At 48.4% G+C, this 26,700-nt stretch carries 24 protein-coding genes; 8 read left to right on the plus strand and 16 right to left on the minus strand.

Translation table 11 applies throughout. The annotated features are described in order from the left end of the window. Positions 1-9: 9 nt before the first annotated feature. The 6 genes from LQ247_RS12630 to LQ247_RS12655 form a co-directional block, all read right to left on the minus strand. Complete coding sequence (locus LQ247_RS12630) at positions 10-1,353, minus strand: lysine N(6)-hydroxylase/L-ornithine N(5)-oxygenase family protein (protein ID WP_195201952.1); 1,344 nt, start codon at positions 1,351-1,353, stop codon at positions 10-12. Next, on the minus strand, positions 1,328-1,882 hold the full coding sequence (locus LQ247_RS12635) for a GNAT family N-acetyltransferase (RefSeq protein ID WP_020450900.1): 555 nt from the start codon (positions 1,880-1,882) through the stop codon (positions 1,328-1,330). Before LQ247_RS12635 ends, LQ247_RS12630 begins: the two co-directional genes overlap by 26 nt. Beyond that, entirely contained in the window at positions 1,879-3,642 is a 1,764-nt protein-coding gene (locus LQ247_RS12640; RefSeq protein WP_035338987.1) for an IucA/IucC family protein, read from the minus strand. Before LQ247_RS12640 ends, LQ247_RS12635 begins: the two co-directional genes overlap by 4 nt. Beyond that, the gene (locus tag LQ247_RS12645; RefSeq protein ID WP_035338989.1) at positions 3,639-5,150 is read right to left on the minus strand and encodes a pyridoxal phosphate-dependent decarboxylase family protein; all 1,512 of its coding nucleotides are present in this window, start codon (positions 5,148-5,150) and stop codon (positions 3,639-3,641) included. Before LQ247_RS12645 ends, LQ247_RS12640 begins: the two co-directional genes overlap by 4 nt. After that, positions 5,134-6,480 (minus strand): aspartate aminotransferase family protein, encoded by a 1,347-nt coding sequence (locus LQ247_RS12650; RefSeq protein WP_035338991.1) that lies wholly within the window; start codon positions 6,478-6,480, stop codon positions 5,134-5,136. Before LQ247_RS12650 ends, LQ247_RS12645 begins: the two co-directional genes overlap by 17 nt. Before the next feature lie 285 nt (positions 6,481-6,765). Further along, a complete protein-coding gene (locus LQ247_RS12655) occupies positions 6,766-8,238 on the minus strand; it encodes an aminotransferase-like domain-containing protein (RefSeq protein WP_051967087.1) in 1,473 nt (490 codons plus the stop codon). A gap of 98 nt (positions 8,239-8,336) precedes the next feature. On the opposite strand from LQ247_RS12655, the gene LQ247_RS12660 reads away from it, so the two are divergent. From LQ247_RS12660 to LQ247_RS12675, 4 genes are all read left to right on the plus strand, one after another. After that, a complete protein-coding gene (locus tag LQ247_RS12660; protein ID WP_026579919.1) occupies positions 8,337-8,942 on the plus strand; it encodes a LysE/ArgO family amino acid transporter in 606 nt (201 codons plus the stop codon). Between the two features lie 103 nt (positions 8,943-9,045). Then, the gene (locus LQ247_RS12665) at positions 9,046-10,515 is read left to right on the plus strand and encodes a spore germination protein (protein ID WP_023856625.1); all 1,470 of its coding nucleotides are present in this window, start codon (positions 9,046-9,048) and stop codon (positions 10,513-10,515) included. Between the two features lie 6 nt (positions 10,516-10,521). Next, positions 10,522-11,640: a GerAB/ArcD/ProY family transporter gene (locus tag LQ247_RS12670; RefSeq protein ID WP_103749052.1), complete on the plus strand. Its 1,119-nt coding sequence runs from the start codon at positions 10,522-10,524 to the stop codon at positions 11,638-11,640. Continuing rightward, complete coding sequence (locus LQ247_RS12675) at positions 11,637-12,725, plus strand: Ger(x)C family spore germination protein (RefSeq protein WP_231006126.1); 1,089 nt, start codon at positions 11,637-11,639, stop codon at positions 12,723-12,725. The genes LQ247_RS12670 and LQ247_RS12675 overlap by 4 nt, the downstream gene beginning before the upstream one ends. A gap of 150 nt (positions 12,726-12,875) precedes the next feature. Here LQ247_RS12675 and LQ247_RS12680 read toward each other — a convergent pair whose 3' ends face one another. The 4 genes from LQ247_RS12680 to LQ247_RS12695 form a co-directional block, all read right to left on the minus strand. Further along, positions 12,876-13,904 (minus strand): Gfo/Idh/MocA family oxidoreductase, encoded by a 1,029-nt coding sequence (locus LQ247_RS12680; RefSeq protein WP_023856622.1) that lies wholly within the window; start codon positions 13,902-13,904, stop codon positions 12,876-12,878. Positions 13,905-14,073: 169 nt separating this feature from the next. Further along, the gene (locus LQ247_RS12685; protein WP_231006127.1) at positions 14,074-15,117 is read right to left on the minus strand and encodes a LacI family DNA-binding transcriptional regulator; all 1,044 of its coding nucleotides are present in this window, start codon (positions 15,115-15,117) and stop codon (positions 14,074-14,076) included. Positions 15,118-15,173: 56 nt separating this feature from the next. Next, positions 15,174-15,731: a GNAT family N-acetyltransferase gene (locus tag LQ247_RS12690; protein WP_020450889.1), complete on the minus strand. Its 558-nt coding sequence runs from the start codon at positions 15,729-15,731 to the stop codon at positions 15,174-15,176. A 28-nt stretch (positions 15,732-15,759) separates the two neighbouring features. Next, entirely contained in the window at positions 15,760-16,623 is an 864-nt protein-coding gene (locus LQ247_RS12695; RefSeq protein WP_023856620.1) for a helix-turn-helix transcriptional regulator, read from the minus strand. Between the two features lie 121 nt (positions 16,624-16,744). Here LQ247_RS12695 and LQ247_RS12700 point away from each other — a divergent pair, with 121 nt between their 5' ends. The 3 genes from LQ247_RS12700 (at position 16,745) to LQ247_RS12710 (ending at position 20,065) form a co-directional block, all read left to right on the plus strand. Next, the gene (locus LQ247_RS12700; protein WP_231006128.1) at positions 16,745-18,085 is read left to right on the plus strand and encodes an MATE family efflux transporter; all 1,341 of its coding nucleotides are present in this window, start codon (positions 16,745-16,747) and stop codon (positions 18,083-18,085) included. A gap of 202 nt (positions 18,086-18,287) precedes the next feature. After that, complete coding sequence (locus LQ247_RS12705) at positions 18,288-18,629, plus strand: P-II family nitrogen regulator (RefSeq protein WP_020450886.1); 342 nt, start codon at positions 18,288-18,290, stop codon at positions 18,627-18,629. A 56-nt stretch (positions 18,630-18,685) separates the two neighbouring features. Next, positions 18,686-20,065 carry an ammonium transporter gene (locus LQ247_RS12710; protein ID WP_020450885.1) on the plus strand — a complete coding sequence of 460 codons (1,380 nt, stop codon included), beginning with the start codon at positions 18,686-18,688 and terminating at the stop codon, positions 20,063-20,065. 110 nt (positions 20,066-20,175) lie between these two features. On the opposite strand, the gene asnB is transcribed toward LQ247_RS12710, so the two are convergent. Next, positions 20,176-22,017: an asparagine synthase (glutamine-hydrolyzing) gene (gene asnB, locus LQ247_RS12715; protein WP_035339007.1), complete on the minus strand. Its 1,842-nt coding sequence runs from the start codon at positions 22,015-22,017 to the stop codon at positions 20,176-20,178. 164 nt (positions 22,018-22,181) lie between these two features. On the opposite strand from asnB, the gene LQ247_RS12720 reads away from it, so the two are divergent. Beyond that, on the plus strand, positions 22,182-22,748 hold the full coding sequence (locus LQ247_RS12720; protein ID WP_020450883.1) for a DUF2777 domain-containing protein: 567 nt from the start codon (positions 22,182-22,184) through the stop codon (positions 22,746-22,748). Positions 22,749-22,786: 38 nt separating this feature from the next. Here LQ247_RS12720 and LQ247_RS12725 read toward each other — a convergent pair whose 3' ends face one another. The 5 genes from LQ247_RS12725 to cotG form a co-directional block, all read right to left on the minus strand. Then, the gene (locus LQ247_RS12725) at positions 22,787-23,143 is read right to left on the minus strand and encodes a YisL family protein (RefSeq protein ID WP_011197750.1); all 357 of its coding nucleotides are present in this window, start codon (positions 23,141-23,143) and stop codon (positions 22,787-22,789) included. Positions 23,144-23,277: 134 nt separating this feature from the next. Further along, positions 23,278-24,330, minus strand: a complete 1,053-nt coding sequence (rsgA, locus tag LQ247_RS12730) for a ribosome small subunit-dependent GTPase A (RefSeq protein WP_026579925.1) — start codon at positions 24,328-24,330, stop codon at positions 23,278-23,280. 441 nt (positions 24,331-24,771) lie between these two features. After that, positions 24,772-24,981, minus strand: coding sequence for a hypothetical protein (locus LQ247_RS12735; RefSeq protein ID WP_023856615.1), 210 nt, complete (start codon positions 24,979-24,981; stop codon positions 24,772-24,774). A 138-nt stretch (positions 24,982-25,119) separates the two neighbouring features. After that, complete coding sequence (locus tag LQ247_RS12740) at positions 25,120-26,025, minus strand: fumarylacetoacetate hydrolase family protein (protein ID WP_020450879.1); 906 nt, start codon at positions 26,023-26,025, stop codon at positions 25,120-25,122. A gap of 152 nt (positions 26,026-26,177) precedes the next feature. Further along, positions 26,178-26,696 (minus strand): spore coat protein CotG, encoded by a 519-nt coding sequence (cotG, locus tag LQ247_RS12745; RefSeq protein ID WP_231006129.1) that lies wholly within the window; start codon positions 26,694-26,696, stop codon positions 26,178-26,180. Positions 26,697-26,700: the final 4 nt, after the last annotated feature.

Below are 26,700 nucleotides of genomic sequence, written 5' to 3' on the forward strand. Positions count from 1 at the left end.
CCTCCTTTATTAGCCGTTTGGCACCGCGGTTTTTTCGGTGATTCCTGTTCCGAATGTCTGGAAAACCGTTTTGTGGCTGACGTTGTATACTTCTCTCCCGGCTAGCTGATTGATGATCACCGAGTTCCGGTAAGCGCCGAGTCCCAGGTCAGGCGCTCCGACGCCGTGCGTGTGCAGCTCTCCGTTTTGAACGAAAATATGGTTTTTTGATGTTGCAGCTGTCACCAGTCTATAGTCGCGCGTAATGACATAGCGGCCGCCCGCGTCCTTTTCAATCAGGCTGTCAACAGGTGCCAGACACTCCGGCAGCCTCTCTTTATAGCCCGTCGCCAGGACGACCACATCTGCCTGCCGCTCAAACCGTTCTTCATTCACCCGGTTTGCGCACTGCAGAATCAGCGTTTCTCCATGCTGTTCGATCTGCTTGACTTCTGTCATGGACTGAAGATCAAAAGCCGCTTCCCGCCCTCCGCAGGTCCGCTCATACAGAAGATGATAAATATCGCTGATCGTCTTCGCGCTGATTCCTTTATAAAGGAGATCCTGCTGCGTTAGCAATTCATCTTTTTTCCACTGTGGAAGCTGATAGAAAAAATCGATATAATCAGGCGAAAAATATTCGAGCCCGAGGTTCGAATATTCCATCGGGAAGAAGCCTTTTGAGCGGGTGAGCCAGCTGACATGCTCCGCTTCATCTTCACCGACGAGGTCATAAAACACCTCGGCTGCGCTTTGACCGGAGCCGACGACGGCCACCCTTTTCCCTTTAAATCCGTCGGGCTTTCTCATTAAATACTCAGCTGAATGGAACACCGAGCCTCCCAAAGCGTCTGAGAGCGTTTCGGGAACGTGCGGGCCCGTCCCAATGCCAAGCGCAACATGCCTCGTGTAATAAACGGCTTCCCCGCCGTTTTCCCGATTCACGACCCGCACTTTAAAAAGCGCCTCCGGATTCGATTCAATGAGCGATATGCTTTCAACATTCATCCCGAAGCGGCACGAGTCAAGCTGTTCTGCCACCCAGCGGCAGTAGTGGTTGTATTCCTTTCTCGGAATATGAAAGTCTTCCAGAAAATAAAAAGAATACAGACGGTTATGCTGCTGGAGATAGTTTAAAAAGCTGTATTCGCTTGTCACATCGGCCATGCTCACCAAGTCGGCCAAAAACGGCACCTGCAGTGTCGTCCCTTCAATCAGCATGCCGGGATGCCAGTTAAAGCTTTCATTTCGTTCAAAAAACAGCGCATTAATCTCAGGCACGGAATCGGCTAATGCGGCAAGACCGAGGTTAAACGGCCCGATGCCGACGCCGATGACATCATATACATCAGTGGCTCTCTTTGTAGAGTTCATCTTTTTTCCCCTTTTCAAAAAAACGTTCTCGTTCGCAAAACATCAATAATCCGGTTTTATCAGGGAGATTCACAGGTTTAATCGGGCGAAACCCGCATTTTTCAAAAACATGAATCATTTTTTTGTTGCGGATATCCGGCTCTGCGATGACCTTTTTTGTGTTAGGCTCGGCAAATTGCATACAGACCATCGCTTTTAAAAGCGGAAGGGCCAGCCCTTTTCCCAAGTACTCTTTTTCTCCGATCAACAGGTGGATGCCCTGGTCAAAAGGTTCATTATCATAGTGGTGTTCAATGACGTCCCCCTTGACCCAGTACGACTCCCAGTAGCTCATGGGCACACCGTCGATAGAGCCGATGTACAGCGTTTGGTGGGGGTCTGTGATGGCCTTGTGAAAATGGTCTTCAAATTTTGCAAACGGCATGTTTAAATGCCAAAACGGGATGACGTGCTCCTCCTGCATCCAGCGATAGACGAGCGATACGTCTCTTGCATAGTCCGCTTTTTGAAATGTGATCCGGTCATTCATTGGACGGCCGCCGCCTCCTTTAACAGCGGATTGCCGACAGACGTATAACGAGACTGGGTTTCAAGCGAGCCCGTCAGCTCATCCATGTCGTAAAATCTCGTCAGCAGATTGGCCTTGCACGGAAGCTCCGAAAACCGAAGCAGGCTGTCCGTCAACTCAGTGATGCCGTAAATGTGTTCCGCTTTTTCAAGCCGCTCTCTGATCATGGACAGGAGCGTTTCTTCCCGGATCAGCCCTTCGCAGCCAAAGCCGTTCACCAGCCCAAACAGATGGTTGAAGAAGAAATAATAGCGCAGTCTCTCAACAGCCACGCCGTCCGTGCAGATCGTCTCGCTCCTTTCGCTCAAGTCTTCGATCAGCTTGGAAAGAATCCCGGCTTTTGATTCGCTGTAGTAATAGCCTTGATTATCCCTGTAGTAAAACGTCTCCGGATAGCCGTTTTTTAAGCGGATAACGGCGTTTTGCTGGTGCGCTTCAATCGCCAGCCCGTATGTTTCAAACAGCCATAAAACAGGCTCTAGCGAAATGGATAAATATTTGTCAAACCAATCAATGCTCACTTCTTCCGTTGTCCGCCCTTCTTCTAAAGCGAGCCCGCGGATGACAGAGGACAGCCGCGACTCTTTCCCGTAGGCGTGATCTTGGCAAAGCCCGGCGATCAGACATGCTGAATGGTCATCTTCATAAAACGGATTCTCCCTGATCACGACTTCAAAGCCGGACTCCCCGTTCTCCCCCCGAATCGAGATGTAGGCAGGATCTGTGATAACGCGAAAGCCCGGAAACTCCTGTTTTAACCTTTGACCGAGTTCTGTCTGAAGCAGCCGGGCCATTTCAACACCTCTGTCCAATTCTTTCTGCTTGTTCACACGAAGCGAATTCGTGATTTTGATTGGGATCGAGAATTTGTACATATAGCGCGAGTGCTTGCTGTAAACCGTGCGAACGGAGGATGTCGCCGTGAACGTCCTGCCCTTTGCACCGAGATATGTAAGGAGACCTTGATCGATCAATTTTTGCACATACGGCTCCTCCAGCAAAGCTCTCGCCTGGAGCGGGTGTGCGGGAAGAAGCGCAAAATCCGGATCGGCCGTTTGCTCGTCTAGCCACGCATTATCAATCATCGGGTCGTTTCTCAATTCCTCTTGTATGACTAGCGGCGCTTTTGTTCCAGTACTTGAATCGTGCAGTACGAGCGAGGCATGCGCCTTAAAGTAATGAAGCTGAAACTCCCCTTTCAATTCAGGTGAGAAAATGTTTTCCTCTTCAGGTTTCATGCCCTGCCTGCTTTTTGGCGTCGGGTGCATCAGATGACCGAGCAAGAGCGACTGCTCCGCTTCGATAAACGTAAAATCAGCGCGGCTAAGCTCATTTTGATCACCGGCCCGTTCTTCCACATAACGGCTGATATTGCGGCAGCTCAAAATGACTCTGAGCAAGAATTCATCCTCGGCACCCCCGCGGTTTTGCTGAAGAAGCAGTTCTTTTGAAGCGAGGGAGACGAGCGTGACATAGTCGAGCGGAAGCGGCTTGTTTTGGGTTGTTTGATAGTAAAGCGGAAATGAGAAAAGGTGCCTTCCCGTCTTCGACCAGTACTTGATCGGAACGATCAGCTCGATTTGCTGGCGTTTTAGCGGAACAATCAGCGTTTTTTGAGAGCCGTCCGCGATCTCACGGGTTTTGATGCCGGTTTCACGCAAATAGCAATTTAAAAAACTTTGAATCGTAGCGTTTTCTGCTATTTCTTTAAATGAACTCATCTTGTTACCCTCCTGCTATTCGTATAAAGACTTGCCAGCTCTTGAATCCTGCCGAGAATGTCGTCAAGATCCGAAAGCGTCGTCCGCGGATTCAGCAGCGTGAATTTTAAATACGTTTTCCCGGCTGCTGCCGTCTTGGCGATCACCGCCTGTCCCGTTCTGAACAATTCTCTGTGGATACATTTATTCAAACGGTCGTTCTCTGCGTCGTCTTCTGAGGCGAGGTAGCGGAAGACGACAGCGTTCAGTTCAGGGTGCGGATTCAGCAGTTCGAACCGATCGCTTGCTGAGATTTTTTCCGCTGTCGCTTCGGCCAATGCGAATGTCCAGTCAATCATCTCTGCGAATGTATCTTCTCCAAGCACACGCAGCGAGACAAACAGCTTTAAAGCGTCAAAGCGCCTCGTCGTCTGAATCGATTTATTGACGAGATGAACGATTCCCTCCGCTTCATCCTCTTCAGGATTTAAATAATCGGCATGATAACCAATCAAGCGGAAATGCCTTCTGTCTTTGACAAGAAAAGCGCCGCAGCTGACCGGCTGATAAAACTGCTTGTGGAAGTCGACGCTGATGGAGTCGGCCCTGTCGATACCGGCCAATTTATAGCGGCGGGTTCTGCTCAAAATCAACGCCCCGCCATACGCGGCATCAACGTGAAGCCAAAGCCCGCCGGCATGCGCGGCATCCGCAAGCTCGGAAAGCGGATCGATGCTTCCGAAGTCCGTCGTACCGCATGTGGCAACAATCGCAAATGGATGTAAGCCCGATTCCTCAAGCAGCGTTGTTTTTCGCTTTAAATCGTAAAGGCTCATCCGCTTTTCATCATCTGTATCGACGAGTACGACGGCGCGCTCTCCAAGTCCGAGCTGGGAAGCCGACTTTTTCACGGTAAAATGAGCATCCTTTGAACAGAGGATCCGCAGCCTGTCCGCTTCCGGCGGCAGTCCGTCCTTCTGTACGTTCCAGTTCCACTGCTTTTCACAGAAAGCATCGCGGGCCAACAGAAGTCCCATGTAATTAGACTGTGTGCCTCCGCTCGTAAATGTTCCGTCAGCATCCTTTCCGTACTCGAACTTTCGGCAAAGCCACTGCACCATTTCTTCCTCGATCAATGAAGCCGCTCCGCTTTGATCAAACGAATCCATCGACTGATTCAGCACACTGATCAGCATCTCTGCAGCGAGTGCCGGGATGAGCGGCGGACAGTGCAAGTGTGCGGCGCATTTTGGATCTTCAACATGAATCCGGTGCGGCAAATAGGCTTCTTTTAGATCAGCGAGAACATCCGCAAGCGGTTCTCCCGCTTCCTTAAACGAAAACAAGTTTTTAATTTCGTGCTTTAATTCATTCGGCATCTTCCCGCTGTAGGGCTTCATTTTATTTTTCCAATCGGCCCACAGCGTCTCTACAGCGGCCTCGGCCGCGTCACGGTATGCTTTGATCCCCTGTTCGCCGTTGTGCATAAACAGGGAATCAAAGTTTTTCTGTTTACTTGACTGCTTCATAGACGGCCTCTCTGAAGATCGTGATGATATCGTCGATTTGCGCCTCTGTTACGATGAGCGGCGGCAAGAAGCGGATCACGCTTCCATGGCGTCCTCCCGTTTCAACGATCAGTCCTTTTTCAAAGCATTTTCTTTGAATCACGCTTGCAAGCTCCGCATCAGCCGGATAGCTGCCGTTTGCGTTTTGTTTTTTATGCGGTGCGACAATTTCGGCGCCGATCATCAGCCCCCGTCCCCGGACATCACCGATTTCAGGAACGTGTTCCTGAATGTCTTGCAATTCCTGCATGAGCTTCGCGCCGACTTTTTCTACATGTGACAGTACATCGTGCTCTTTTATATATTTTAACGTTGCACTTCCGGCCGCCATCGCCATCTGGTTCCCTCTGAATGTACCGATATGCGCCCCCGGTCCCCATTGATCAAGGTCTTGATCATAGATGACGACAGACAGAGGAAGGCTTCCGCCGATCGCTTTTGAAAGGACGATGACATCCGGTATAATGCCGGCGTGCTCGAACGCAAACATTTTTCCGGTTCTGCCGATGCCGGTCTGCACTTCATCAATGATCAGAGGGATTCCGCGTTCTTTTGTGATCCTTCTCATTTCTTTTATCCATTCAGCCCGAGCCGGAACTGAGCCTCCTTCTCCTTGTACGGCTTCAAAGATCATCCCGGCCGGCTGTAAAATTCCGCTTTCCGGATCATCCAGCATATTTTCGATATATGCGCTCGACAGCTTGTGGCTCGCCTCTCCTCCTCTTCCAAACGGGCAGCGGTATTCATACGGATATGGCAGGAAATGCACATCAGGCATAAGTCCCTGGACATTTTCCTTTGGAGATAAATTACCGCTCAGCGCCATCGTTCCATGAGTTGCACCATGATAGGCACCGTGAAACGACAAGATGGTTCTTCTGCCCGTTGCCGTTTTGACAAGCTTGAGAGCGGCTTCGATCGCATCGCCGCCGGTCGGACCGCAAAACTGGATCTTCGCCCGTTTGGCAAACGCCTCAGGAAGGCTTGCAAATACTTCGCTGACAAACTCTTCTTTGATTTCCGAAGTGATATCAAGCGTGTGCAGCGGGCGTTTTTCATCAAGCATTTTTTGAATCGCTTCAATCACAACTGGATGATTATGACCAAGCGCAAGCGTCCCCGCTCCTGCCAGGCAGTCATAATATTGCTTTCCATCCGCATCAGTCACCAAGACGCCTTCCGCGGTTTGCATGGCGAGCGGAAATCTTCTCGGATATGAACGCGCATTAGACTCTCTTCTATTTTGCTGCTCCAAAAACACTTGATTTTTAGAACTCGTTTGTACAGGCATAGAAAGCATTCCTCCAATTGATAAAGATTATCATTTTCAATGACAAAAAAAGTGTATATTTTGTGACACCGGCATGTCAATAAGATTCAGAAAAATAGGACGTTTCTCACAATGAGGCAACATGAAGATTTCCTCTACTGCAAATCCAGCTGCTAATATGAATCAATAGTTCCTTGAATGATATGTTAATGGGATTTTTTGGACTGTTTTTAAATAACCCCAGACCTGAAATAAAAAGGGGCGGCTGCTGAACGTCGATTTTTCAGCAGCCGGTACAGCCGGGACTCACATGAGCTTCCCGGCGAGTTCTGCGATCGTTTGAATGCCGTAGCGAAGCTCTGGCAAAGAGGCGTACGAATAGGACAATCTGATGCTGTATTTGGCTTCTTTATCGTAGAGGGTGCCGGGATTGATGAGGATGTTTTTCTGTAATGCTTGTTCGAACAAAGCGCTGAGCGAGAGCGGCTTTAGAAATGTGACCCAAATGTAAAACCCGCCTGAAGGCTTTTCCCAGCGGGCGATTCCTCTGCAATAGGTCTCAAGACACCGGAGCGCCTCATCCCGCCTTCGTCTCAGTTCGCCTTTGATCCGGCTGAGATTTTCATCATAAAGTCCGCTTGAAAGCCACTTTGCAGCCGCCCATTGCGACAATGAACTTGAGCCGTAGTCAGTCTGCATTTTAATATCGGCCAGCCTCTCGATGACGGGCTCCGGGCCTGCGATCCAGCCGATGCGAAGGCCGGGGCTGACGGTTTTCGATAATGTACTGACATAAAGAATGCTGCCTTCTCTGTCCATGGCCTTCAGCGGCGATGACGGCGGACCGTCAAGCCGCAAGTCGCCGTATGCGTCATCTTCAATAACCGGGAGCGACAGCCTTTTGCTCATTTGAATCAGCTCGCGCTTCCGGTTTTCCGACATCAGTTTGCCCGTCGGATTGTGAAATGACGGAATCGTGTACAGTAAATCGGCGCCATGCCGTTTTTTTACCGCCGGAATGACGGACGGGTCTAATCCCCCGCCATCCATTGGAAGCCCGCAAAGCCGCATGTCCATCGATTGAAAAACGTGCAGCGAGTATAGGTATGACGGCTTTTCCGCCAACACGACGGCTCTCCGCTTCAAAAGGCCGATCGATATGAGCTGCAGCGCTTGGAGCGCTCCGGAGACAATCAGAATCGAGTCGGCCGATACACGCACACCCTTCCGGCCCAGATGCTCCGCCAGCACCTCTCTTGTATAGCGGCTTCCTTTCGCTTCTTCATACCCGAGCATCAGCCTATCAGACGGTGCGCGGCGAAGAATCTCTTCCATCTGTTGATAGGGCAGCAGTTCAGGCGCTAATTCACCTGTGCCGAGCCTGATGATCCCTTCTGTAAACTCCTGCCTGTTGATTTCCTGAACCGTCATTGAATTGGGACGGTGAATTCCCGAACGTACATAACTCGTCCAGTCAAGCGGCGGCCCCGCCGTCAATTGTGACCATGTTTGATTGGCCACCTTTGTGCCTCCGCCCCGGTTGCCTTCAAGAAATCCTTGGGCTGTCAGCTCGTCCAGAGCCGCGGTAACCGTGCTTCTATTCACTTGAAAGATAGATGCCAGCTTGCGTTGTGAAGGGATTTTCGTCCCGGCCGGCCATTCGCCCTGTAAAATCTTCTCTTTTATGATCTGTTCGATTTGCTGGTATAACGGAATGTCTGAATGTCTGTTCAGCTGTCTGTTCACTTCATGTTCAGCTCCTTTTTTAAAAGATAGCATTTGGCTGGGCAATTAGACCAGCCAAATGGCCGGAGACATTCCCTGCTTCTTACTCTACAATAAAACGGATGTTTTGAATGAAAGGGGTTTTTACAGTCATGAACGCAGTTATTCACGGAATGATTCTCGCTTTTGGACTGATCTTGCCGCTCGGCGCGCAAAATGTCCTGATTTTTCAGCAAGGGGCCGCATCATCGAGCATTTGGCGTGTCTTGCCGCTTGTGATCTCCGCATCGTTGTGCGATTCCCTCCTGATTATACTGGCAGTCACAGGTATTTCCGCGGCTGTCGCCGGCCTTCCTGAAGTTAAATTTGTCCTTTTGACCGGAGGATTTTTGTTTCTCATTTATATGGGATGGATCACATGGAAGAGCAAACCGGCGGTAGGAAACGCGTCCGAAGCTATGCCGCCCAAAAAGCAAATCGCTTTTGCTGCGGCCGTATCGCTCTTAAATCCGCACGCCTTGCTCGATATCGTCGGCGTGATCGGCACCAACTCTTTAGCGTATGAAGGTGCGGATCTTTGGCTGTTCACCTGTGCATGTATGATCGTTTCGTGGCTATGGTTCCTTGGACTTGCCGCAGCGGGAAGACTTCTCAAACAGCTCGATTCACAGGGGATCGTCATGACCTTGTTCAATAAAGGATCTGCGGCTGTCATGTGGGGGCTTGCCGCCTACCTCGGCGCCTCGCTGTTTACCTGATCCTGCGGGAACGCGGCTTCTGTCCGCATAAACCTGAGAAGCAGCGAGCACAATAAGGACATCCGGTAACCCGGCAATGATCAATCGCTGATGAGGGATGTCCATGTTTCGAAAATATAAAAGAAAGGGAGCCGGATTGCGGAGCGCTCCCATTACGAAAGATGCCCTTCTTGACGCCACCGCCGGTATGGCTGATGCGGTGATCGAAGAGCATGAAACAAAAGGCGGACAAAAAGCAGTATTTTACTATTTACATACCATCATTGATCGGGTCATGCTGCAACAGTCGATCATCAGGCCTCTGATCATGAGCGCCGAAGAAGAGTCAATATATCGCTGTTTAAAAACCTTTGTTTTGCACGTTGAACCGATCGTATCTTTAGAAACCGCAAAGGAGTGGCTGATGTCCGGTTCGATCATCATCCATGATCCGGACAGGCAGCAGTGGTTTGCCATTCCCATTGAAAATCGGGTCGGCCGGCAGATCGAACCGTCTCAAACCGAAACGGTGATGTACGGTCCGAAAGACAGTTTTACCGAGCAGCTCGACGTCAATCTTTCTTTGCTGCGGCGCAGGCTGCCTTTAACCAATTTAAAAGCGGAAAGGCTGACGGTCTGTTCGCTCAGCAAAACATCTGTTGTTATCGTTTATATTGCCGGATTAACCAATCCGGAATTGATTGAGGAAGCCAGAAAAAAAATCGCGGAAACCGATTTTGACATGATCTTCGATTCCGCACAGCTCACTGAATTGATTGAAGATCATCATCATTCGATTTTTCCGCAGTTCCAGCAGACCGAGCGTCCCGACATTTCCGCATACAATTTAAGCATTGGCAAAGTCGCCATTTTGGTCGATCAGACGCCGTTTGTATTACATGCACCGATCACGTTTTTTCACCTTTTTCACTCCGCTGAAGATTATACGACGCGCTGGCCGGTTGCCAGCTTTTTTAGAATGCTGCGCTACGCCAGTTTTTTTCTGTCTATTTTGCTCATCCCTTTTTATGTGGCTTTGTCGACTCATCATTATCATATGTTTCCGCTCCAGATCCTTTATGTGCTGATCGAATCAAGGAGCAAAGTGCCGTTCACCCCGTTTTGGGAAGCGGTTCTTATGCTGCTCGTCATTGAAATTATTAAGGAAGCCAGCGTGCGGATGCCGACAAAATCAAGTTCAACATTGGGGGTTATCTCGGGGATTGTGATTGGAGAAGCGGCGGTGCAGGCGGGCTTTGTCAGCAAAGTGCTAATCGTTTTGGTCGGCATCTCAACGGTCGCGTCATTTTTGGTGCCCAACTACATCGTAGCTAAAGGGCACACTTTGATTCATTTTACGATGCTCGTGTTCTCCGCCTGCCTCGGTTTTTTCGGATTGATCTTCGGAATGATCGGACTGTTTGTTCATTTGAACGGGCTTACTTCTCTCAAGCAGCCTTATTTTGCGCCGATTACTCCGTTATATTGGCGCGATTGGCTCGATCTTTTTATACGAAGTCCTTTGATCTGGCTGAAAAAGCGCCCCGAATATCTGCATACCTTGCAAAAATGGCGGTACGTTAAAAGGAGATGAAGCGGCTTGAGTTCTTTTCAATTATTTCACAAGACACGGCCTCTCGGCGGAATTTACATCGCCCTCATCGCCAACCGTATGCAAGTTCTTTTTTTCATCTTAGTTCTGCCGATGTATCTGGTTCACCCTTACATGATGTTCGTTATGCTCGCTGTCGGAATGCTGTCACAGTTCAACTTGTACCTGTTGTCCAAATGGCTGTCTTCTCCAGCGGCCGCAAAAGGCTATGAAGGCTTTGCCGCTCTCTTCGGCGAACGCAAGCTGCGCTTTTTTATCCTGATCGGCTTAATTCAGCTCGCGTTAAAGATCGCGATCATGATCACAAGCTACGCCGAAACGGTGAGACACTTCATCTTTCCCGCCATCAATATCAACTGGCTTGTGATCTTGATTCTGGTGATCAGCGGATATGCGGCCTCCCGCGGCATGGAAAATACGATGCGATTTGTCATCATTGCCTTTATGTCATCATTTTGGATCGTGTTCATTTTTATCAGGTTTTATATCCCCCCGATCGCTTCCTTGACCGATTTATATCCGTTGATTCCTTTTGACTGGACTGAACATTCTTGGAAGGCGCTGCTCGTCATGTGGTCTTCTTTTTCCAGTCCCGAGTATTTGATTTGTCTGGCTCCATGGTTCAGCAAGGAAGCTAATGTGCTGAAATGTTTATCGGTCGGTAATGCGATTTCACTCTTCGAATATTTGTTTTTGTTTATCGGTGCATTATTTTTCTACGGCTCCTCTTATTTGCTGGAAACCATTTTTCCGGTGATAAACATGCTCCGCTATTTGCAGTCGCCGATTTTGGAGCGGATCGATACGTTTCTACTGTCTGCCCATATGTTTCATTTTGCGTTTGTAATCGCGATTTTTTTACTCTGCTTTTACGGAGGCCTCCGCATTTTGTTTAAAAGAATGGCCAAGCCTGTGACGCGAAGAGGATTTCTGTTCAGCTTCCTATTGCTCATGGGATGTTCGCTCGTGTTAAGCACTTGGTTTTGGCAATCCGGAAAGCAGCAAGATATGTGGTTTTTGATCGAAGTATCCATCGGAGCCGTCACTTACGCATTGACTCCGGCTATTCTTGTCATCGCCGGAAAACGAAAGGGGCGCATGCAATGATCAACGGGAAACGTCCCATATTAAACGGCTGTATCGCACTTGTGATTTTCATGACGATTGAGGGCTGCTCTCCATTTGTTGAAAACAATGAGATTGAAGAAATCTCACCGGTTACCTTTTGGTATATCAAAGAAGGAAAAAAAGGAAAGATCTCAATGAGCACCACCGTCCCTCCGGTGGGCCTTGAAAAGAAGCGGCTATTCAGCACCGAAGTCAATATGATCAAACAAGTCGGCAAGCGATTTAATTTAAATTATTACAACGAGCTGAAAAACGGGCAGCTGAGAATGGTGATGATCGAAGAAAATCTCGCCGACAAAGGCATACTTCCGATTATCAACACGCTTCTGTCAGACCCGAAAATCGGCCCTCGCCTTTATCTCATCGTCGTCAACGGCGATTTTGACAAATATATACTGAACGAATTGAAGCAAAGCGAGAATTTTGACTTTTATCTTTATCAGACGTTAAGGCATTTTGAAAGAGCCAACCAGGGTGAAATGAGCATCGTTAACCTGCATCAATTCAAAAACCAGCTGTACACCCACTATTCAGATCCTTACGTGCCTGTTTTCAGAACCGATGGTAACCAGTTCACATATGAAGGAACAGGACTTTTCCGAAACGACAAATTCGTGAAGACACTGACCGGCATAGACGATCAAATTTTTCAGCTGCTCAACAATAACAGGTATCTGAAGTTCCTCACGATTCCCAACTTGTCAATCATAATCGGCCAAGCCCGCTCAACCGTCACATTTGACTTAAATCAAAACAATACAGCTTTATCAATGAAAGTCAGCATAAACGCGGGCATTGAAGAATACACAGGCGACAAAAACCTGCAGGATCAAAGCGAGTTCAGCGCACTTGTTCATGATGTGGAATCCGAATTGGAAAAGAAAACAACGGACATGATAAAGGACATGCAAAACATTTGGGTTGATCCGCTTGAAGTCGGCGGTGAAGCGCTGTTTCCGTTTACGAAGCCGATGAGCGACAAAGCGTGGCTGCATCGTTGGGAGAAGATGGATGTCGAGGTGGACTATCAGGTGAATCTGAGACCGAATCTGAATGTGCAATAAGGGGCTTGCAGTTGATTGAAAACGCTGAGAGAAAGGGCGGCATCGGGCGGAGAAATGCTTTCTTCCGCCCTTCTTTCTGTTGATCCTATTGACCGCAGGATGATCTCCGGCATACTTTGTCTTTATCACAGCCCGTTTATGAGCCCCGTTTCATACCGTAAGCTGTTTCGTCTGATACTGAATCTTGACGGTCTTGCCTGTTGACCAGGATTCTGTGGCCGCAAGCGCGATTTCCAGATTGACTGCCGCATCCACTTCAGTCACAATCGGTTTCGTTTTGTTGCGAACACACTTGGCAAAGTGCTGCATCTCTAAGCAGTACGCTTCATGGAACCTCGCCTGGAAATCCGGAATGATATTATAGCTGCTCCCCTGCCCGGTCCGCACGGTAACCGCCGGGTTCCGCAGCGTCCCGATGAAGATGCTGCCGTCCGTCCCGATAATTTCGGCGCGTATATCGTGGCCGTAAGACGAATTGCGGCTTGCTTCCGCATCACCCGCCGCCCCCGAATCAAACTCCATATAGGTGAGCGCTTGATCGACATCATGGCATCCCGGCATGAACGCGTGCTTCAAAACCCTTCCGTGGCCGGAAACCGAAGTAATTTCAGCCCCCATTAAATAACGCGCGATATCATAATCGTGAATCGAACAATCGACGAAAATACCGCCGCTTTTTTTAATGAATTCGGCCGGAGGAGAGCCAAAATCGCGCGTAAACCCTTTATAATAGATCGGTTTGCCGATCTCTCCGGCATCGATCCTCCTTTTGGCATCCGCATAAGCAGGATCAAACCGCCTCATAAACCCCACCTGGCAAATCACGCCCGTTTCTTTGACTTTAGAAATGACTTCAATCGATTCTTCAAGATTTAATGTCAGCGGCTTCTCGACGAAAATCTGTTTGCCGCATTCGGCCGCCTGTTTGATCACTTCGGCATGGGTTGATGTCGGTGTAACGATGACGACGGCATCAATCTCTGGATCGTGGAGACATTCAAACGGATCTTCAAACCACTTTTCAACACCCAGTTCAGCGGCAATCTCCCTCGCCCTCCCCTCTGCCGGATCGGCCACAGCGGCGAGCAGGACCCCGGGCACCTCGGTTTTGAGGTTTTTCGCATGGTAATAGCCGAGCCTTCCGAGCCCTAATACGGCGCATCTCACTCGTTCTGTCATTTTCTTCTCTCCCTTCTCGCATATTGAAAGCGCTTTATTAATCAGAGAAAGCGCTTGCTCATTTCAATTCTGATTTTACCCTGTATTTATTTTATCCGCAATCCTTTTTAGGATTTAATGAGGGCAAGCGCTTGCTCTTATTTTTTTAAAAAAAGAGCGTTTTTTTCTATCAAAACCCGCTCTTTTCAGCATGTGCATCTTTTTTAAATGGAGGTGCCGTCGACTGTCTGACGACAAGTTCAGGCATGAGAATGATTTTGTTTTTCGAACTTTTCTCGCCGCTGATTTCTTCGGCCAGCAGCTCGGCCGCACGGCGGCCCATTTCTTCAATCGGCTGCGACACTGTCGTAAGCGGCGGATCGGTCATTTCGGCTAAAAACGTATTATCAAAGCCGATGACAGATAAATCCGTTGGAACTTGGAGCCCCCATTCCCTTGCAGTCTGAATGACTCCGCACGCAAGCACATCATTCATGGCGAAAACGGCGGTCGGAATGTTGTTTTCGAAAATCTGAGCGGCTGCTTTTTTGCCGCATTCCAGGGAAAAACCGGTACCGGCGATGAGCGATTCATTCACTTTGATGCCGGCTTCATCCATCGCTTTTTGGAAGCCTTTCAGCCTGTCTTTTTCTCCGGTTGTCGATCCGTCGCCGGCGATGCAGGCGATTGTCTTATGGCCGAGTGAAATTAAATGCCGCGTCGCTAAGTATCCGCCCATAAAATCGTCGATGACCACGACATCCAGGGGAACAAGGGCGCGGTCCTGAGAAATCATCACGAGCGGTATGCCCTCTTTTGCAATATCCTCGAGCGCATCCATGCTCTCCTGATTTTCGATGCCGGTCGCAAAAATGATGCCGTCGACGCTTTTTTGCTTGAGCACCGAGAAATACGTTGTCTCCTTTTTCGGATCGCGGTCGGTACTGCATATCATCATGCTGAATCCAAGCTCGCCCGCCCGCTCTTCAACGCTTTTGGCAAGCTCTCCGAAAAAAGGGTTTGCAATATCGGGCGTCAACAGGCCGATAATGTTCGTGCGCTTTCCGGTAAGCGCAGAAGCGTGAACATTCGGCTGATAATCGAGTTCTTTCATGACGGCATGCACTCTTTGCCTTGTCGACCTGCTGATTCTCCCGGTATTGTTGATCACCCGGGAAACCGTGGAAATCGAAACGCCTGCCGCTTCCGCTACATCATAAATGGTTTTTTTCATTTTGGTCCCCTCTAGTCCGCTGATGAAAGATATCTAATATTACATTATAGAGCGTGTCAGCTACCGCCGCAAATCAGCTCCCACTCCTCCCGCAATATTCCGTATCTGATTGAATCATAATAGACTCCGTCATAATATCTGACTTTGCGAATCCGGCCTTCCATCTTAAACCCCGCTTTTTCGGCGCACCTCATCATCCGCCTGTTGCCGGACCACGTCGTCATTCCGATTCTCGGCACATCGACGTTTTCAAATAGGAAGCCGACCCATAATTCTACGGCTTCCGTGCCGTAACCTCCGTTCCAGAACCGCGGATCATAGATGCCGATCCCGCATTCCAGCCAGCGTGTCGGCCGGCACTCCCAATAGTAAGAAACGGTTCCTTTCAGCTCTCCTTCGATCTCAATCGCCAAATAGCGCGGCGGTTTTTCTTTTAAAGCCGGCACAAAAGAGTCGAGAAAATATTGAAACGGTTCGGGCTGAAGCGGAAAATAAGGGGCATCCCATTTTTTCCATTCAGGGTTTCGGGTTCCGTAAATCATTCTCCATAATCCGGGCAGGTCATCCATTGTGATCGTGCGCAGCTTTACTTTTTCACCATTGATGGATGCCAAACTTTTCTCCTCCTATGCTTTGAAAATATCACTCAATATTTCTCTTCATCATCTTTCTGTATTCAACAGGCGAAATCCCTTCTATTTGTTTAAACAGCTTTGAGAAATAAGTCGGATCATCGATTCCGACTTGTTCGGCAATCGATGACATTTTGTCGTTTGTCGAAGAAAGGAGCCGCTTCGCTTCAAAAACCTTCGCCTTATTGGCGTATTGGCCCGGTGTGATGCCGAACGCCTTTTGCATGCAGCGGGTAATGTAGTCCTGGTGATAGTGAAGGGCAGCCGAGAGCTGCTCCATGCTGAGCTTCTCCTTATAGTGGCGGTCGATGTAATGCTGCGCTTCAGATGCCACACGCTCACTCGCCGAAGGAATGTGGAACGCCTCCTTCTGCAGGTGAATCAGCAGCTCTTCGAACAAGAGCTGCTTCCGAAGAGGCAGGTCGGAATTTTGGGCAGAATCGTCAATCAAACGTCTAAACTGCTGTTCAATAAACGCTTTTTGGTCGATCTTTCCCTTTCTCGGAATCTTTAAATGATATAATGTCGGCGTTTCAAACGTCCCCTTCTTCAGCTTGAGCTCGGTCCAGTTCTCACCTCCCTGCTGTGCAAAGCCATAAGACGGCTCCTGAAAGTGCAGCCAAAAATAGCGGGTATCGTCTTGACAGCCTTGGTGTCCATAATGCTCAAGCCCCGGTACAAGGATGATATATTCCCCTTCCCGGATCTGATGGGGGTCGCCGTCCTCAGTCAAAAATAGTTCCCCCTGTATTACATATAAGAGATCAAACACGGAATATTCACGCCTCACATGCTTTTCCCCTTTTTTGAACAGTCCTTCTCCGCCGGTAATCAACACAGGGAGCGGCGGAATTGTAAAGATGATATGTTCCATGTTCTCTCCCCTTTTCATCAAGTCGTATTTCTCCAAGAAGTATCGGTTTCGTCTCTTCTTATTATAAGAAAATGGCGTTACACTATAAAACGGATTTTTTAAAAGAAAGGGGTCAAACGCCATGAAAAAAACAGCACCTCAAAACCTCTCTTTATTCGCATTGACCTGGCCTATATTTATCGAGGTTTCATTATATATGTTAATGGGCAACGCAGATACCCTGATGCTCAGCCAATATTCCGATGAGAGCGTGGCAGCCGTCGGCGTCAGCAACCAAATGCTGAACTTGATCATTGTGATGTTCGGTTTTATCGCCACAGGAACAACCGTTATTATTTCTCAATTTTTAGGAGCGCGGCAAAAAGCCGAAGCGATGGAAGTCGGCTATGTTTCCATCAGCGCCAATTTTATCATCAGTCTATTCATCAGCGCAGTGATTTATATATTTGCCAAACCGCTTTTATTGATGATGGGCCTGTCCGCCAACCTGCTGGCCGAGGCCGGCATCTTTCTACAGATCGTCGGCGGACTGTCCTTTATTCAAGCGCTCATTATGACGTTCAGCGCCATTTTGAAAAGCTACGGGCATACAAAGGACACAATGGTGGTAACCATCGGCATGAATATCCTGAACATCGCCGGCAACTATCTTGTCATATTCGGGCCGTTCGGCTTTCCGGTTTTAGGCGTGGCCGGCGTAGCAATGTCCACTTCCATCGCGCGCATCATCGGCCTGTTCGCGATCGCTCTGATCGTCAAAAAGCGCGTCGGCATGCCATTGTTGTCCAAACGGCTGTTTGTCTTAAAGAAAAGCCATCTGAAAAAACTGCTGAAAATCGGGATACCTTCAGCAGGGGAGCAGCTTTCGTATAACGCGTCACAGATGATTGTCACCTATTTTATCACGCTGATGGGCGCGCAGGCGCTGACAACAAAGGTCTATACCCAAAATTTGATGATGTTCATCATGCTTTTCGGCACAGCGATCAGCCAGGGAACGCAAATCTTAATCGGACGCCATATCGGCGCGAAACAATTTGATGAAGCGTACAGCCGCTGTCTGAAGAGCCTCTCGTGGGCTCTGGCCATTACAACATTTACTTCCGTTCTCTTCGCTGTGTTTTCCAAACAGCTGATCGGCATTTTCAGCAGCAATCCCGATATTATCGCAACGGCCAGTATACTGATCCTTTTGACGATTATCCTGGAGCCGGGCCGCTCGTTTAACGTGGTCATCATTAATTCTCTCAGAGCTGCTGGAGACGCGAAATATCCGGTTTATATGGCGATTGTCTCAATGTGGGGAATCGGCCTTCCGATCGCTTATATTTTCGGCATTCAGCTCGGATTCGGCCTGGCGGGAATATGGTTTTCCTTCATCGCCGACGAGTGGGTCAGGGGAATTTTGATGTACAGAAGATGGAGATCTAAAATGTGGCTACAAAAAGGCTTTGCGGCATAACCTGCTTTCAACTGAAAGCAGGTTTTTTTATGTCATAAAATATCACAATAATTTCATTCTGTGAATACAGACCTCTCTGATAATAGGTCTAATAGATTAATTTTTTTGAAAATTCGTATTGATTTTCAATTTGATATTACGTATGATAATAAACATAACAATACACGTAATAAAACCTTACACTAAAAGGAGGATTTACATTGTGAAAAAAATCGAAACGATTATACGCCCTGAACAGTTTCCCCGCCTCCGCAAAAAGCTTGAAGAGGTTGGCATAAACGGATTAACGGTCTCAGAGGTTGCCGGCTGCGGGCAACAGCGCGGGAAACAGGCTTTGTTTCGCGGCACCTCCTACGAAATCAAGCTGCTGCCTAAAGTGAAAGTCGAAATGGTGATTGAATCGGAGAGCGTTGATGAAATTATCCAAATCATCGAAAGCACATGTTCGACAAATACGGTTGGCGACGGAAAAATCTTTGTGCTCCCGATTGAAAATGCGGTTCGAATCCGGACAGGGGAATCCGGAAAAGAAGCGATTGTGTAAAACGACCGGCTCCATCCCGCCTCTTTTTGCCGATACTTTAAGAAAGGATGATTCTTATGAAAACCAAGGTATCTTTCGTCCTGTTCCTCAGTTTTTTCCTCGCAGCATCAGCTCTGGCCGCCGAACCGACGGCGCAATCGGTCAATGATTCGGTCAACATGACATGGGTGGCCATCGGCACTCTGCTCGTCTTTTTTATGCACGCCGGTTTCGCGATGGTTGAATCTGGCTTTACGAGAGCTAAAAACACGTTAAACATTTTAATGAAAAACTTTCTGACGGTCTCTATCGGCTCCATCCTTTATTTCTTCGCCGGATACGCGTTGATGTTCGGGGACAGCGCCGGCGGGTTCATCGGCACAAGCGGTTTTGCTTTAGCAGGTGATCAGGATGTCGGATTTTTCGTCTTTCAGGCCGTGTTTGCCGCTACGTGCGCGACCATTATTTCCGGCGCTGTCGCTGAACGGATGAAGCTTGGCAGCTATATGATTTTGACGCTGTTTATGACCGGTCTCATCTACCCGGTTGTCGGCCATTGGACTTGGGGGGAAGGCTGGCTGTATGACCTCGGATTTGTTGATTTTGCCGGATCTGCGATCGTTCACATGACAGGTGCTGCGGGCGCGGTTGCGGCTGTCATCTTTCTCGGGCCGCGGATTGGAAAATATGCAAACGGAAAGGTCAATGCCATTCCAGGACACAGCATTCCGCTGGGCGCACTCGGCGTCTTTATCCTGTGGTTCGGCTGGTTTGGGTTCAACGGCGGAAGCACGCTTGCGGCTGATCCCGCCGCCGTCCCGCATGTCATCACCACAACCCTTTTAGCCGCGTCGGGCGGAGTCGTCAGCTCGGCGCTGTTCACTTATTTCCGCTACGGCAGGATCGACCCTTCCCTGACGCTGAACGGCGCGCTTGGCGGCCTTGTCGGAATTACCGCGGGCGCGGACGGCGTTTCATTTACAGGCGCGATATTAATCGGATGCATCGCAGGTGTCATTTTAGTTGTCGGCGTTCAGTTTATCGATCAGGTGCTGAAGCTTGACGATCCCGTCGGCGCCATTGCCGTTCACGGTGTTTGCGGTGTTTGGGGGACGCTTGCAGTCGGGCTTTTCAATACATCGAGCGGTCTCTTTTACGGAGGAGGAGCCGCACAGCTCGGCATTCAAGCCGTCGGCATTTTGGCGATCGCAGCCTGGACCCTCGCTGCTACATCGGCTGTCACTGCAGTAATGAAAGCTTTCACTCCGATCCGGGTATCAAAAGAAGAGGAAATATCCGGACTCGATTATGCCGAACACGGTTCTTCGGCGTACGAGTATAAAGAAAGCTACATCGAACAGGGCGATGTTGACGTCAGCTCCGCTTTCGGAACGGATCTTGTCTCACGGCTCAACAATTTAAAGCCGGGACCGTCTTCCAAAACAGAACAGGTTTGACTCTCATCCATCCAGTCTGCCGATCATTGAAATCAGCGGCGGTGTTCAAATAACGCCGCCGTTTCTTTTGCCAAAACGCAGAACACCCGGCTTATGCCGGGTGTTTTATGTTATTCCTCAATATCAATTCGATAATTCTCAAACCAAGTATGGATTTGGGCAAGGTGTGCGATCAACTGCGGTCCCTTCATCAATTGTCCGTACCAGGGAACTTGAAATGATGCGCCCTCCGTCTCAATCAGCCGCTCCAGTTTTTTCTTGTCTAAGAAAACATAAAGCGCCGAGTCTTTTTGCTCCAGCAATGACTCCAGCCAACGAATGACGGCTTTCGTATAAGCGGGGTGGTGCGTTTTCGGATATGGACTTTTTTTGCGATACAGCACTTCATCAGGCAAAATGCCTTCAAGAGCCTTGCGGAAGATGCCTTTTTCACGGCTGCCATGCATTTTGACATCCCACGGAATATTCCAGACATACTCGACAAGCCTGTGGTCCGCAAACGGAACCCTGACTTCGAGGCTCGCCCCCATGCTCATTCTGTCTTTTCGATCCAAGAGCGTTGTCATAAACCAGAGCATATTTAAGTAAAACAGCTCTCTCCTTCGTTTCTCCGCACCCGTTTCTCCTTCAAGCAGCGGTGTTTCTTTAACCGTTTCCTCGTATTTCGCCTTCACATATTCGCCGAGGTTCAGTTTTTTCTGCCAGCCGTCCTGCAGAAGTGCGATCCGTTCTTCCATTGATCTCATCCATGGGAAACCTTTCACATCTTCTGCCGAATGGAACCAAGGGTAGCCGCCGAAAATTTCGTCCGCGCATTCCCCGGAAAGACTCACGACAAAGTCCTTTTTAATCTCGCGGCAAAACCACAGCAAAGAAGAATCGACATCAGCCATCCCCGGCAAATCACGGACCAGTACGGCTTCTTCCAAATAAGCGGCCAGCTCCTCCTGGGATATCACGCAGTTGTGGTGAACCGTTGCGAATGCATCGGACATTTTTTTAATCCACGGTCCGTCGGCGTTTGGCTGAAATGAACTTGACGTAAAATATTGTTCATTGTCTTCATAATCGATCGAAAACGTATGAAGCGGCCCCTTCCCTTCTTCCTCAAAATGCTTGGCGGCCGTTGCGGTAATGGCGCTCGAATCAACCCCTCCTGATAAAAACGTGCAAACCGGCACATCAGACACAAGCTGCCTTGTGACGGCGTCCTGAAACAGCGACCGCACATTTTTCACCGTTTCGTCAAAGCTGTCGGTATGCTTCTCGCTTTTCACATTCCAGTAGCGCCAAACCGTTAAACCGTCTTTTGAGAAAATCATCGCATGCCCCGGGCGGATCTCTTTTATTCCTTTAAAAACACCGCTCCCCGGCGATCGCGACGGCCCGAGGCCGAAAATTTCGGCCAGCCCTGAACGGTCGACCTTTGCTTTCACTTCAGGGTGAGCGAGAATCGCTTTGATTTCAGATCCGAACAGAAATGATGAGCCCTGTTCGGTGTAAAAGAATGGTTTAACGCCGAGCCTGTCGCGTGCCGCAAAAAGAAGATCGCGCTTTTCATCCCATACCGAAAATGCAAAAATTCCGTTCAGCCTGTCGATGCATTCCTCTTTCCATTCCATGTATGAATGAAGCAAAACCTCTGTATCTGAGTGGCTCTTGAATTGATGCCCCCGCTGCCTAAGCTCTTTCCGCAAATCCTCCGTATTATAGAGTTCGCCGTTATAGCAAATCGTATAATCGTACCCTTGGTGTGTGCGGGTCATCGGCTGTCTGCCGCCTTCCAGATCCACAACTGCCAAGCGTTTATGTCCGAATAAAACATGGCGCTTTCCCCAAATATTCGTATCATCAGGTCCTCTGTTCGAAAGCGTATCAGTCATTTTCTCCATGACAGACTGCTCCTGAACAAGCGGCTTTTTAAAATCGACCCACCCCGTTATTCCACACATTGTCGATCAGCTCCAATTCTAATGTTCTTCCTCTGCTTTAGGCTTCACTTCCTTTGTCACTTTACCTATTTTATGCACCTTAAAATAATAGTTGAATTGTCCAACAGAGTCTTGTATGAGACAAGCCCGTTTTGGAAAAAACGAAATAAGAAAGGAGACCGCCCATGGACACCGAACGCCAAAAACGAATTTACGCCGAAAAGCGCAAATGGATTTACGGCAAAATTTTAATGGAAGACGGGATTTGCCTGATTGAAAACGAAGAAGGAGATTTATTTTTGGTTGAAAGCCTGAACAGTCCCGGAGTTTTCATCAGCATAGACGGAGAATGGCAAAAAGCCGAACTGTTTGATCAATTTGCCGTCACGGAAAAGCCGGAGACCGTGAAGCTGACAGGCGGAGAATCGATCCGTTATCTGAAAACGGTAAAACAGGCATTTCTCGAATTTTTGAACGATCTGGAAGACGGACAGTTCTATTCTTTTTTGGATCAGCTGAACAGCCTCGGCTTTTCCGTCTTTGACTGCGTCTTCGCCTATAACGGCTTGAGCTTTTGGCCCGGGAAAAAGGATGTGAAGGGCGTTTCGTTTTATCAATTTTCTCATGATATGAAACAATGCGCCCTGCAGCATCATTACGAACGAAAAGAGGAATGGAAGGACAGATTCGAATGGACCGCTTCAGACGGGGAACGAATCGTGATGATTTCAACCTTCAAGCCGCCGACATAAAAAGACACCAGTTCTCATAAAGAACCGATGTCTTTTAATTAAAACACTTTAAAGCCGAGTGGAAGACGGAGCCCAAGCACAACCGTCAAGAGCAGAACGACAATAAAGCCGATCCAGATCCCGGTGGCCGCTTTTCCGTTTTTCCTGCGAATTAAAAGCATTTCCATGAATCCGATGGTGATGAGGCCGAGCAAGGCCTTCGCTATGTATTCTCCGTTCCATGCCGTGAACTTTAAAAAGAGCTGCGCCCCGGTAATGATAACGATAATATAGAATAAGCGGAGAATCATATGTGTAATTTTTGCGCCTTTGCTGTTTCCAGATGAGTAAAGTCCGTAAGCAACGAACACTAAAATGAGCGCGATCACCCAAGACGTGATATGCATATGCGTCATATTCATTTTTCCCCCTATCAAATCAGGTATCGTTCTTATCTTATCATGAACCGGTCCATTAAACAAAACAATGTGAACGCTGTCATTTCCGCAGCAAAAAAGACGCTGAGATCATTCATCAGCGCCTTTTTCATTTATTTGCGTTTGTTCTTTTTCATGCTTTTCGTTATCTGTTTCCACCGCTTTTTTTCCTGCTGCGCCGCCCGTTTATCCGTTTTTCTTTCGAGGTATTCGAGCTCTTTTTTTAATTTCAGGTAGCTTTGGAACCGGCCGGCATCGAGTCTGCCGTCAGCCAGCGCCTCCTGCACGGAGCAGCCGGGTTCTGTTTGATGCATGCAGTCTGAAAATCGGCAGTTTTTTGCAAGCTGGTCAATATCGCTGAAGCTCTGTCTGAATCCTTCTTCCGATTCCCAAAGCTCCAAGGCCCGCATCCCCGGCGTATCGATTAAAAGTCCGCCTTCAGGCAGCAAGAACATTTCCCTGTGTGTCGTCGTATGCCGCCCTTTGTCGTCATCTTCACGGACGGACTGGACCGCCTGCCTGTCTTCATTCAGAAAAAAGTTGATGATCGTTGATTTGCCAACGCCTGACGACCCTAAAAGGGCGACGGTTTCTCCTTGTTTCACATACGCTTTCAACTCATCCATCCCATTGCCTTCATGAGCGCTGATGACATGAATCGGCACCCCGAATGCCACGGATTCCGCCTGGCGCACCTTTTCTTCAATCCGGTCAGCGATGTCGGCTTTGCTCAAGACAATGACGGGATTGGCTCCGCTTTCCCAAGCCAGCAGCAAATAGCGTTCGATTCTTCTTACATTAAAATCCAGACCGAGCGCATTGACGAGAAAGATCGTGTTGACGTTTGCTGCGGTGATCTGTTCCTCTGCCGGCTCCCCCGCCGCTTTGCGCGAAAATTTGCTGAACCGGGGAACGACCTCCGTGATCATCCCTTTCTTTTCGCCACCGCGTGGGCGCATATACACCCAATCGCCGACAGCGGGGTAGTCTCCGCGGCTCTCCGCTTCAAACCTCAGCCTGCCTGAGATTTCGGCCAGCCATTCTCCCTCTTCCGTCCATACCCGGTACAACCTTTTATGCTCAAGGGCGATCCTCCCTAAAATCAGACCTTCCTCGTCCTTTAAAGCTTCCATGATATATTTGATGCCTAATGCAGATAAATTCAATGTGGTTTCCTCCTAAAGATCTGATGATTTTTCAAACAAAAAAAGAGCCGCAAATACACGGCTCTCTCAACATATAAACACTCCATGAGCCGCTTCGACAGCCCATGGAAATATCACCAGATCCATTTGAAGAATACCAGTCGAAATATTACATGGGCTGTGCAATGATCGTTTGTTGGGCAAAAAAGACAATATCCATTCTCATCACACATCCCTCATTTCTAAAAAGTTTGACAGCTTCATTATATGCTAAAGCCAATCTTTTGACAATCCTTTATTTCACTGGATTGGAAAGCGTTTCAGCCAAAACTCTGCCTGAACCTTCCTTCGAGATCCTCCTTTATCAGGCAGGGATAACATTTCACCCAGTGTCTCAAACATGCCGTCCTTTGCAATCATTTTACAGATCGGCTGAGCGGATTGTCTGTCTTCCCTTTCATTTTAGCCAGTGATTTTATTGAATATGAAATCACTGGTAAAAAATACGATTAAACCAACCATTAAAATCAAAAATGAAATATTAAATCCTGATTCTATAAAAAATGAATATGCCGAACTTACCGATAAAGCAATCATATAAAAAACAAATCCTACTTTTGTCGCTTTTTCAGTACTTTTCTTTTCCTTTTCCGTCATTTTTCTAAAGAACAATTTCTTTCCTCCCAAACATCAATCATTATTGATAAACAATCTGCGAGCAGCCATAACACATGTCGAAAACAGGCTGTGTACTTGCCGTTGATTCGAAAAATAGCCCCTGGCAATCTCGCATATTTTCATAAAAGTTTTTTATTTCACTGGATTGGAAAGCGTTCCGATCGGTTCGATCGTAATGTCGACTTGATCGCCTTTTCGGAGGAACTTTGGCGGATTAAAGCCTTTGCCGACTCCTGACGGCGTACCGGTTGCGATAATATCCCCCGCTTCAAGCGTCATTCCTTTAGACAGCGTTTCGATCATGTCCGCAATCGGAAAAATCATGTCCTCTGTGCTGCCCGACTGGCGGAGTTCGCCGTTCACTCTCGTCTCAACCCTCAAGTCGCCTGCATCTTCAATCATTGATTTATGTACAAGAAACGGCCCCATCGGGCAAGTCGTATCAAGGCTTTTGCCGATAAAAAACTGCTTGTGCCTCTTTTGCAGATCGCGCGCCGTCACATCATTGATGATCGTATAGCCGAACACATAGTCGAGGGCTTCAGCTTTCGGGATGTTCTTTCCCGTTTTGCCGATGACAACCGCGAGCTCGCCTTCATAATCGAGCGCCTCTGTCACGCCTTCGTGGGCATCAATCCCTTCCATGTGGCCGATAACCGAAGTCGGCGCTTTTGTAAACACCATGATATGTTCGGGAATATCTGCTTCACTTCCCATTTCAATCGCATGATCCCGATAATTTTTTCCGATGCAGATCACGTTTTTCCGCGGTTCGGGAATCGGCGCAAGCAAATCAACGTCTGACAGCGGATAAATATACGAACCGCTCTCTTCGCTGTTTTTCTTTTTTGACCATTCCACTAGCTGTTCGACATGGCGGACAAACTTCTCTCCCTCGCTTACGCATTCGATAAGCGTTTCAGGTATCGTTTCAAGCTCAAACAGCTTTTTTTCCGCCTTTTGCAAATCCATTATCTTCTCATCCATGACAAGCCCTACAAATGTACGGCTGTGTAGCTTTGCTGTCGCAAACTTCATAAATATTCCCCCGCAGTATGATTTAAAACTATTCTACATATTCTCTAAAAAAACGAAAATTCCTTTTCGCTTTCTGCAAACAGCTTCGAAAGTCCCGGGCGTTCCTTCCCGGAAAAGAAAATGGCGGCTCACCATGCAGTAAGCCGCTTCTCTTATTTTTTTCGGTAGATGACTTCGGTCAGATTTCCGTCAGACCATTTTGTAATGGTTTCATAGCCGCCTCGTTTATGATGGTGAGTCTTCTTGCAGCGATGATGATCGGGGCGTTTACTTCTGCATTTATCCCGTTTTTTGCAATCGTGAGGCTTTTTGCTTTTATCCGGTTTTTTACAGTCGTCAGGTTTCTTGCTTTTGTCAGGCTTTTTGCAGTCATCAGGTTTCTTGCTTTTGTCGGGTTTCTTGCAGTCATCAGGTTTCTTGCTTTTGTCGGGTTTGCTTTTGTCGTGCTTGCTTTTATCCGGTTTTTCATGGTCGTCATGCTTTTTGCTTTTATGATGTTTTTTGCTTCTGTCCGGCTTGATCCCCCACCAAAGATCCCAAATGTTATGCGGACGCCGCTCTTTTCCCGAGCCGGCGGATTCTTCGGGTTCCCGGTCTAAATAATGGTCTCTGCCTTCGCTCTTCAGCTGATCTACCGCCTCTTTAATGTCATGATCATGGACACCACTCATCTTG

This window comes from Bacillus sp. BS3(2021), assembly GCF_021043345.1.
Taxonomy (GTDB): Bacteria; Bacillota; Bacilli; order Bacillales; family Bacillaceae; genus Bacillus; species Bacillus paralicheniformis.

Coding starts and splice junctions, on each gene's coding strand:
- LQ247_RS12630 (WP_195201952.1), bottom strand. CDS start 1,353: ATGAACTCTACAAAGAGAGCCACTGATGTATATGATGTCATCGGCGTC.
- LQ247_RS12635 (WP_020450900.1), bottom strand. CDS start 1,882: ATGAATGACCGGATCACATTTCAAAAAGCGGACTATGCAAGAGACGTA.
- LQ247_RS12640 (WP_035338987.1), bottom strand. CDS start 3,642: ATGAGTTCATTTAAAGAAATAGCAGAAAACGCTACGATTCAAAGTTTT.
- LQ247_RS12645 (WP_035338989.1), bottom strand. CDS start 5,150: ATGAAGCAGTCAAGTAAACAGAAAAACTTTGATTCCCTGTTTATGCAC.
- LQ247_RS12650 (WP_035338991.1), bottom strand. CDS start 6,480: ATGCCTGTACAAACGAGTTCTAAAAATCAAGTGTTTTTGGAGCAGCAA.
- LQ247_RS12655 (WP_051967087.1), bottom strand. CDS start 8,238: ATGCTATCTTTTAAAAAAGGAGCTGAACATGAAGTGAACAGACAGCTG.
- LQ247_RS12660 (WP_026579919.1), top strand. CDS start 8,337: ATGAACGCAGTTATTCACGGAATGATTCTCGCTTTTGGACTGATCTTG.
- LQ247_RS12665 (WP_023856625.1), top strand. CDS start 9,046: ATGTTTCGAAAATATAAAAGAAAGGGAGCCGGATTGCGGAGCGCTCCC.
- LQ247_RS12675 (WP_231006126.1), top strand. CDS start 11,637: ATGATCAACGGGAAACGTCCCATATTAAACGGCTGTATCGCACTTGTG.
- LQ247_RS12680 (WP_023856622.1), bottom strand. CDS start 13,904: ATGACAGAACGAGTGAGATGCGCCGTATTAGGGCTCGGAAGGCTCGGC.
- LQ247_RS12685 (WP_231006127.1), bottom strand. CDS start 15,117: ATGAAAAAAACCATTTATGATGTAGCGGAAGCGGCAGGCGTTTCGATT.
- LQ247_RS12695 (WP_023856620.1), bottom strand. CDS start 16,623: ATGGAACATATCATCTTTACAATTCCGCCGCTCCCTGTGTTGATTACC.
- LQ247_RS12700 (WP_231006128.1), top strand. CDS start 16,745: ATGAAAAAAACAGCACCTCAAAACCTCTCTTTATTCGCATTGACCTGG.
- LQ247_RS12710 (WP_020450885.1), top strand. CDS start 18,686: ATGAAAACCAAGGTATCTTTCGTCCTGTTCCTCAGTTTTTTCCTCGCA.
- asnB (WP_035339007.1), bottom strand. CDS start 22,017: ATGTGTGGAATAACGGGGTGGGTCGATTTTAAAAAGCCGCTTGTTCAG.
- LQ247_RS12720 (WP_020450883.1), top strand. CDS start 22,182: ATGGACACCGAACGCCAAAAACGAATTTACGCCGAAAAGCGCAAATGG.
- LQ247_RS12725 (WP_011197750.1), bottom strand. CDS start 23,143: ATGACGCATATGCATATCACGTCTTGGGTGATCGCGCTCATTTTAGTG.
- LQ247_RS12740 (WP_020450879.1), bottom strand. CDS start 26,025: ATGAAGTTTGCGACAGCAAAGCTACACAGCCGTACATTTGTAGGGCTT.
- cotG (WP_231006129.1), bottom strand. CDS start 26,696: ATGAGTGGTGTCCATGATCATGACATTAAAGAGGCGGTAGATCAGCTG.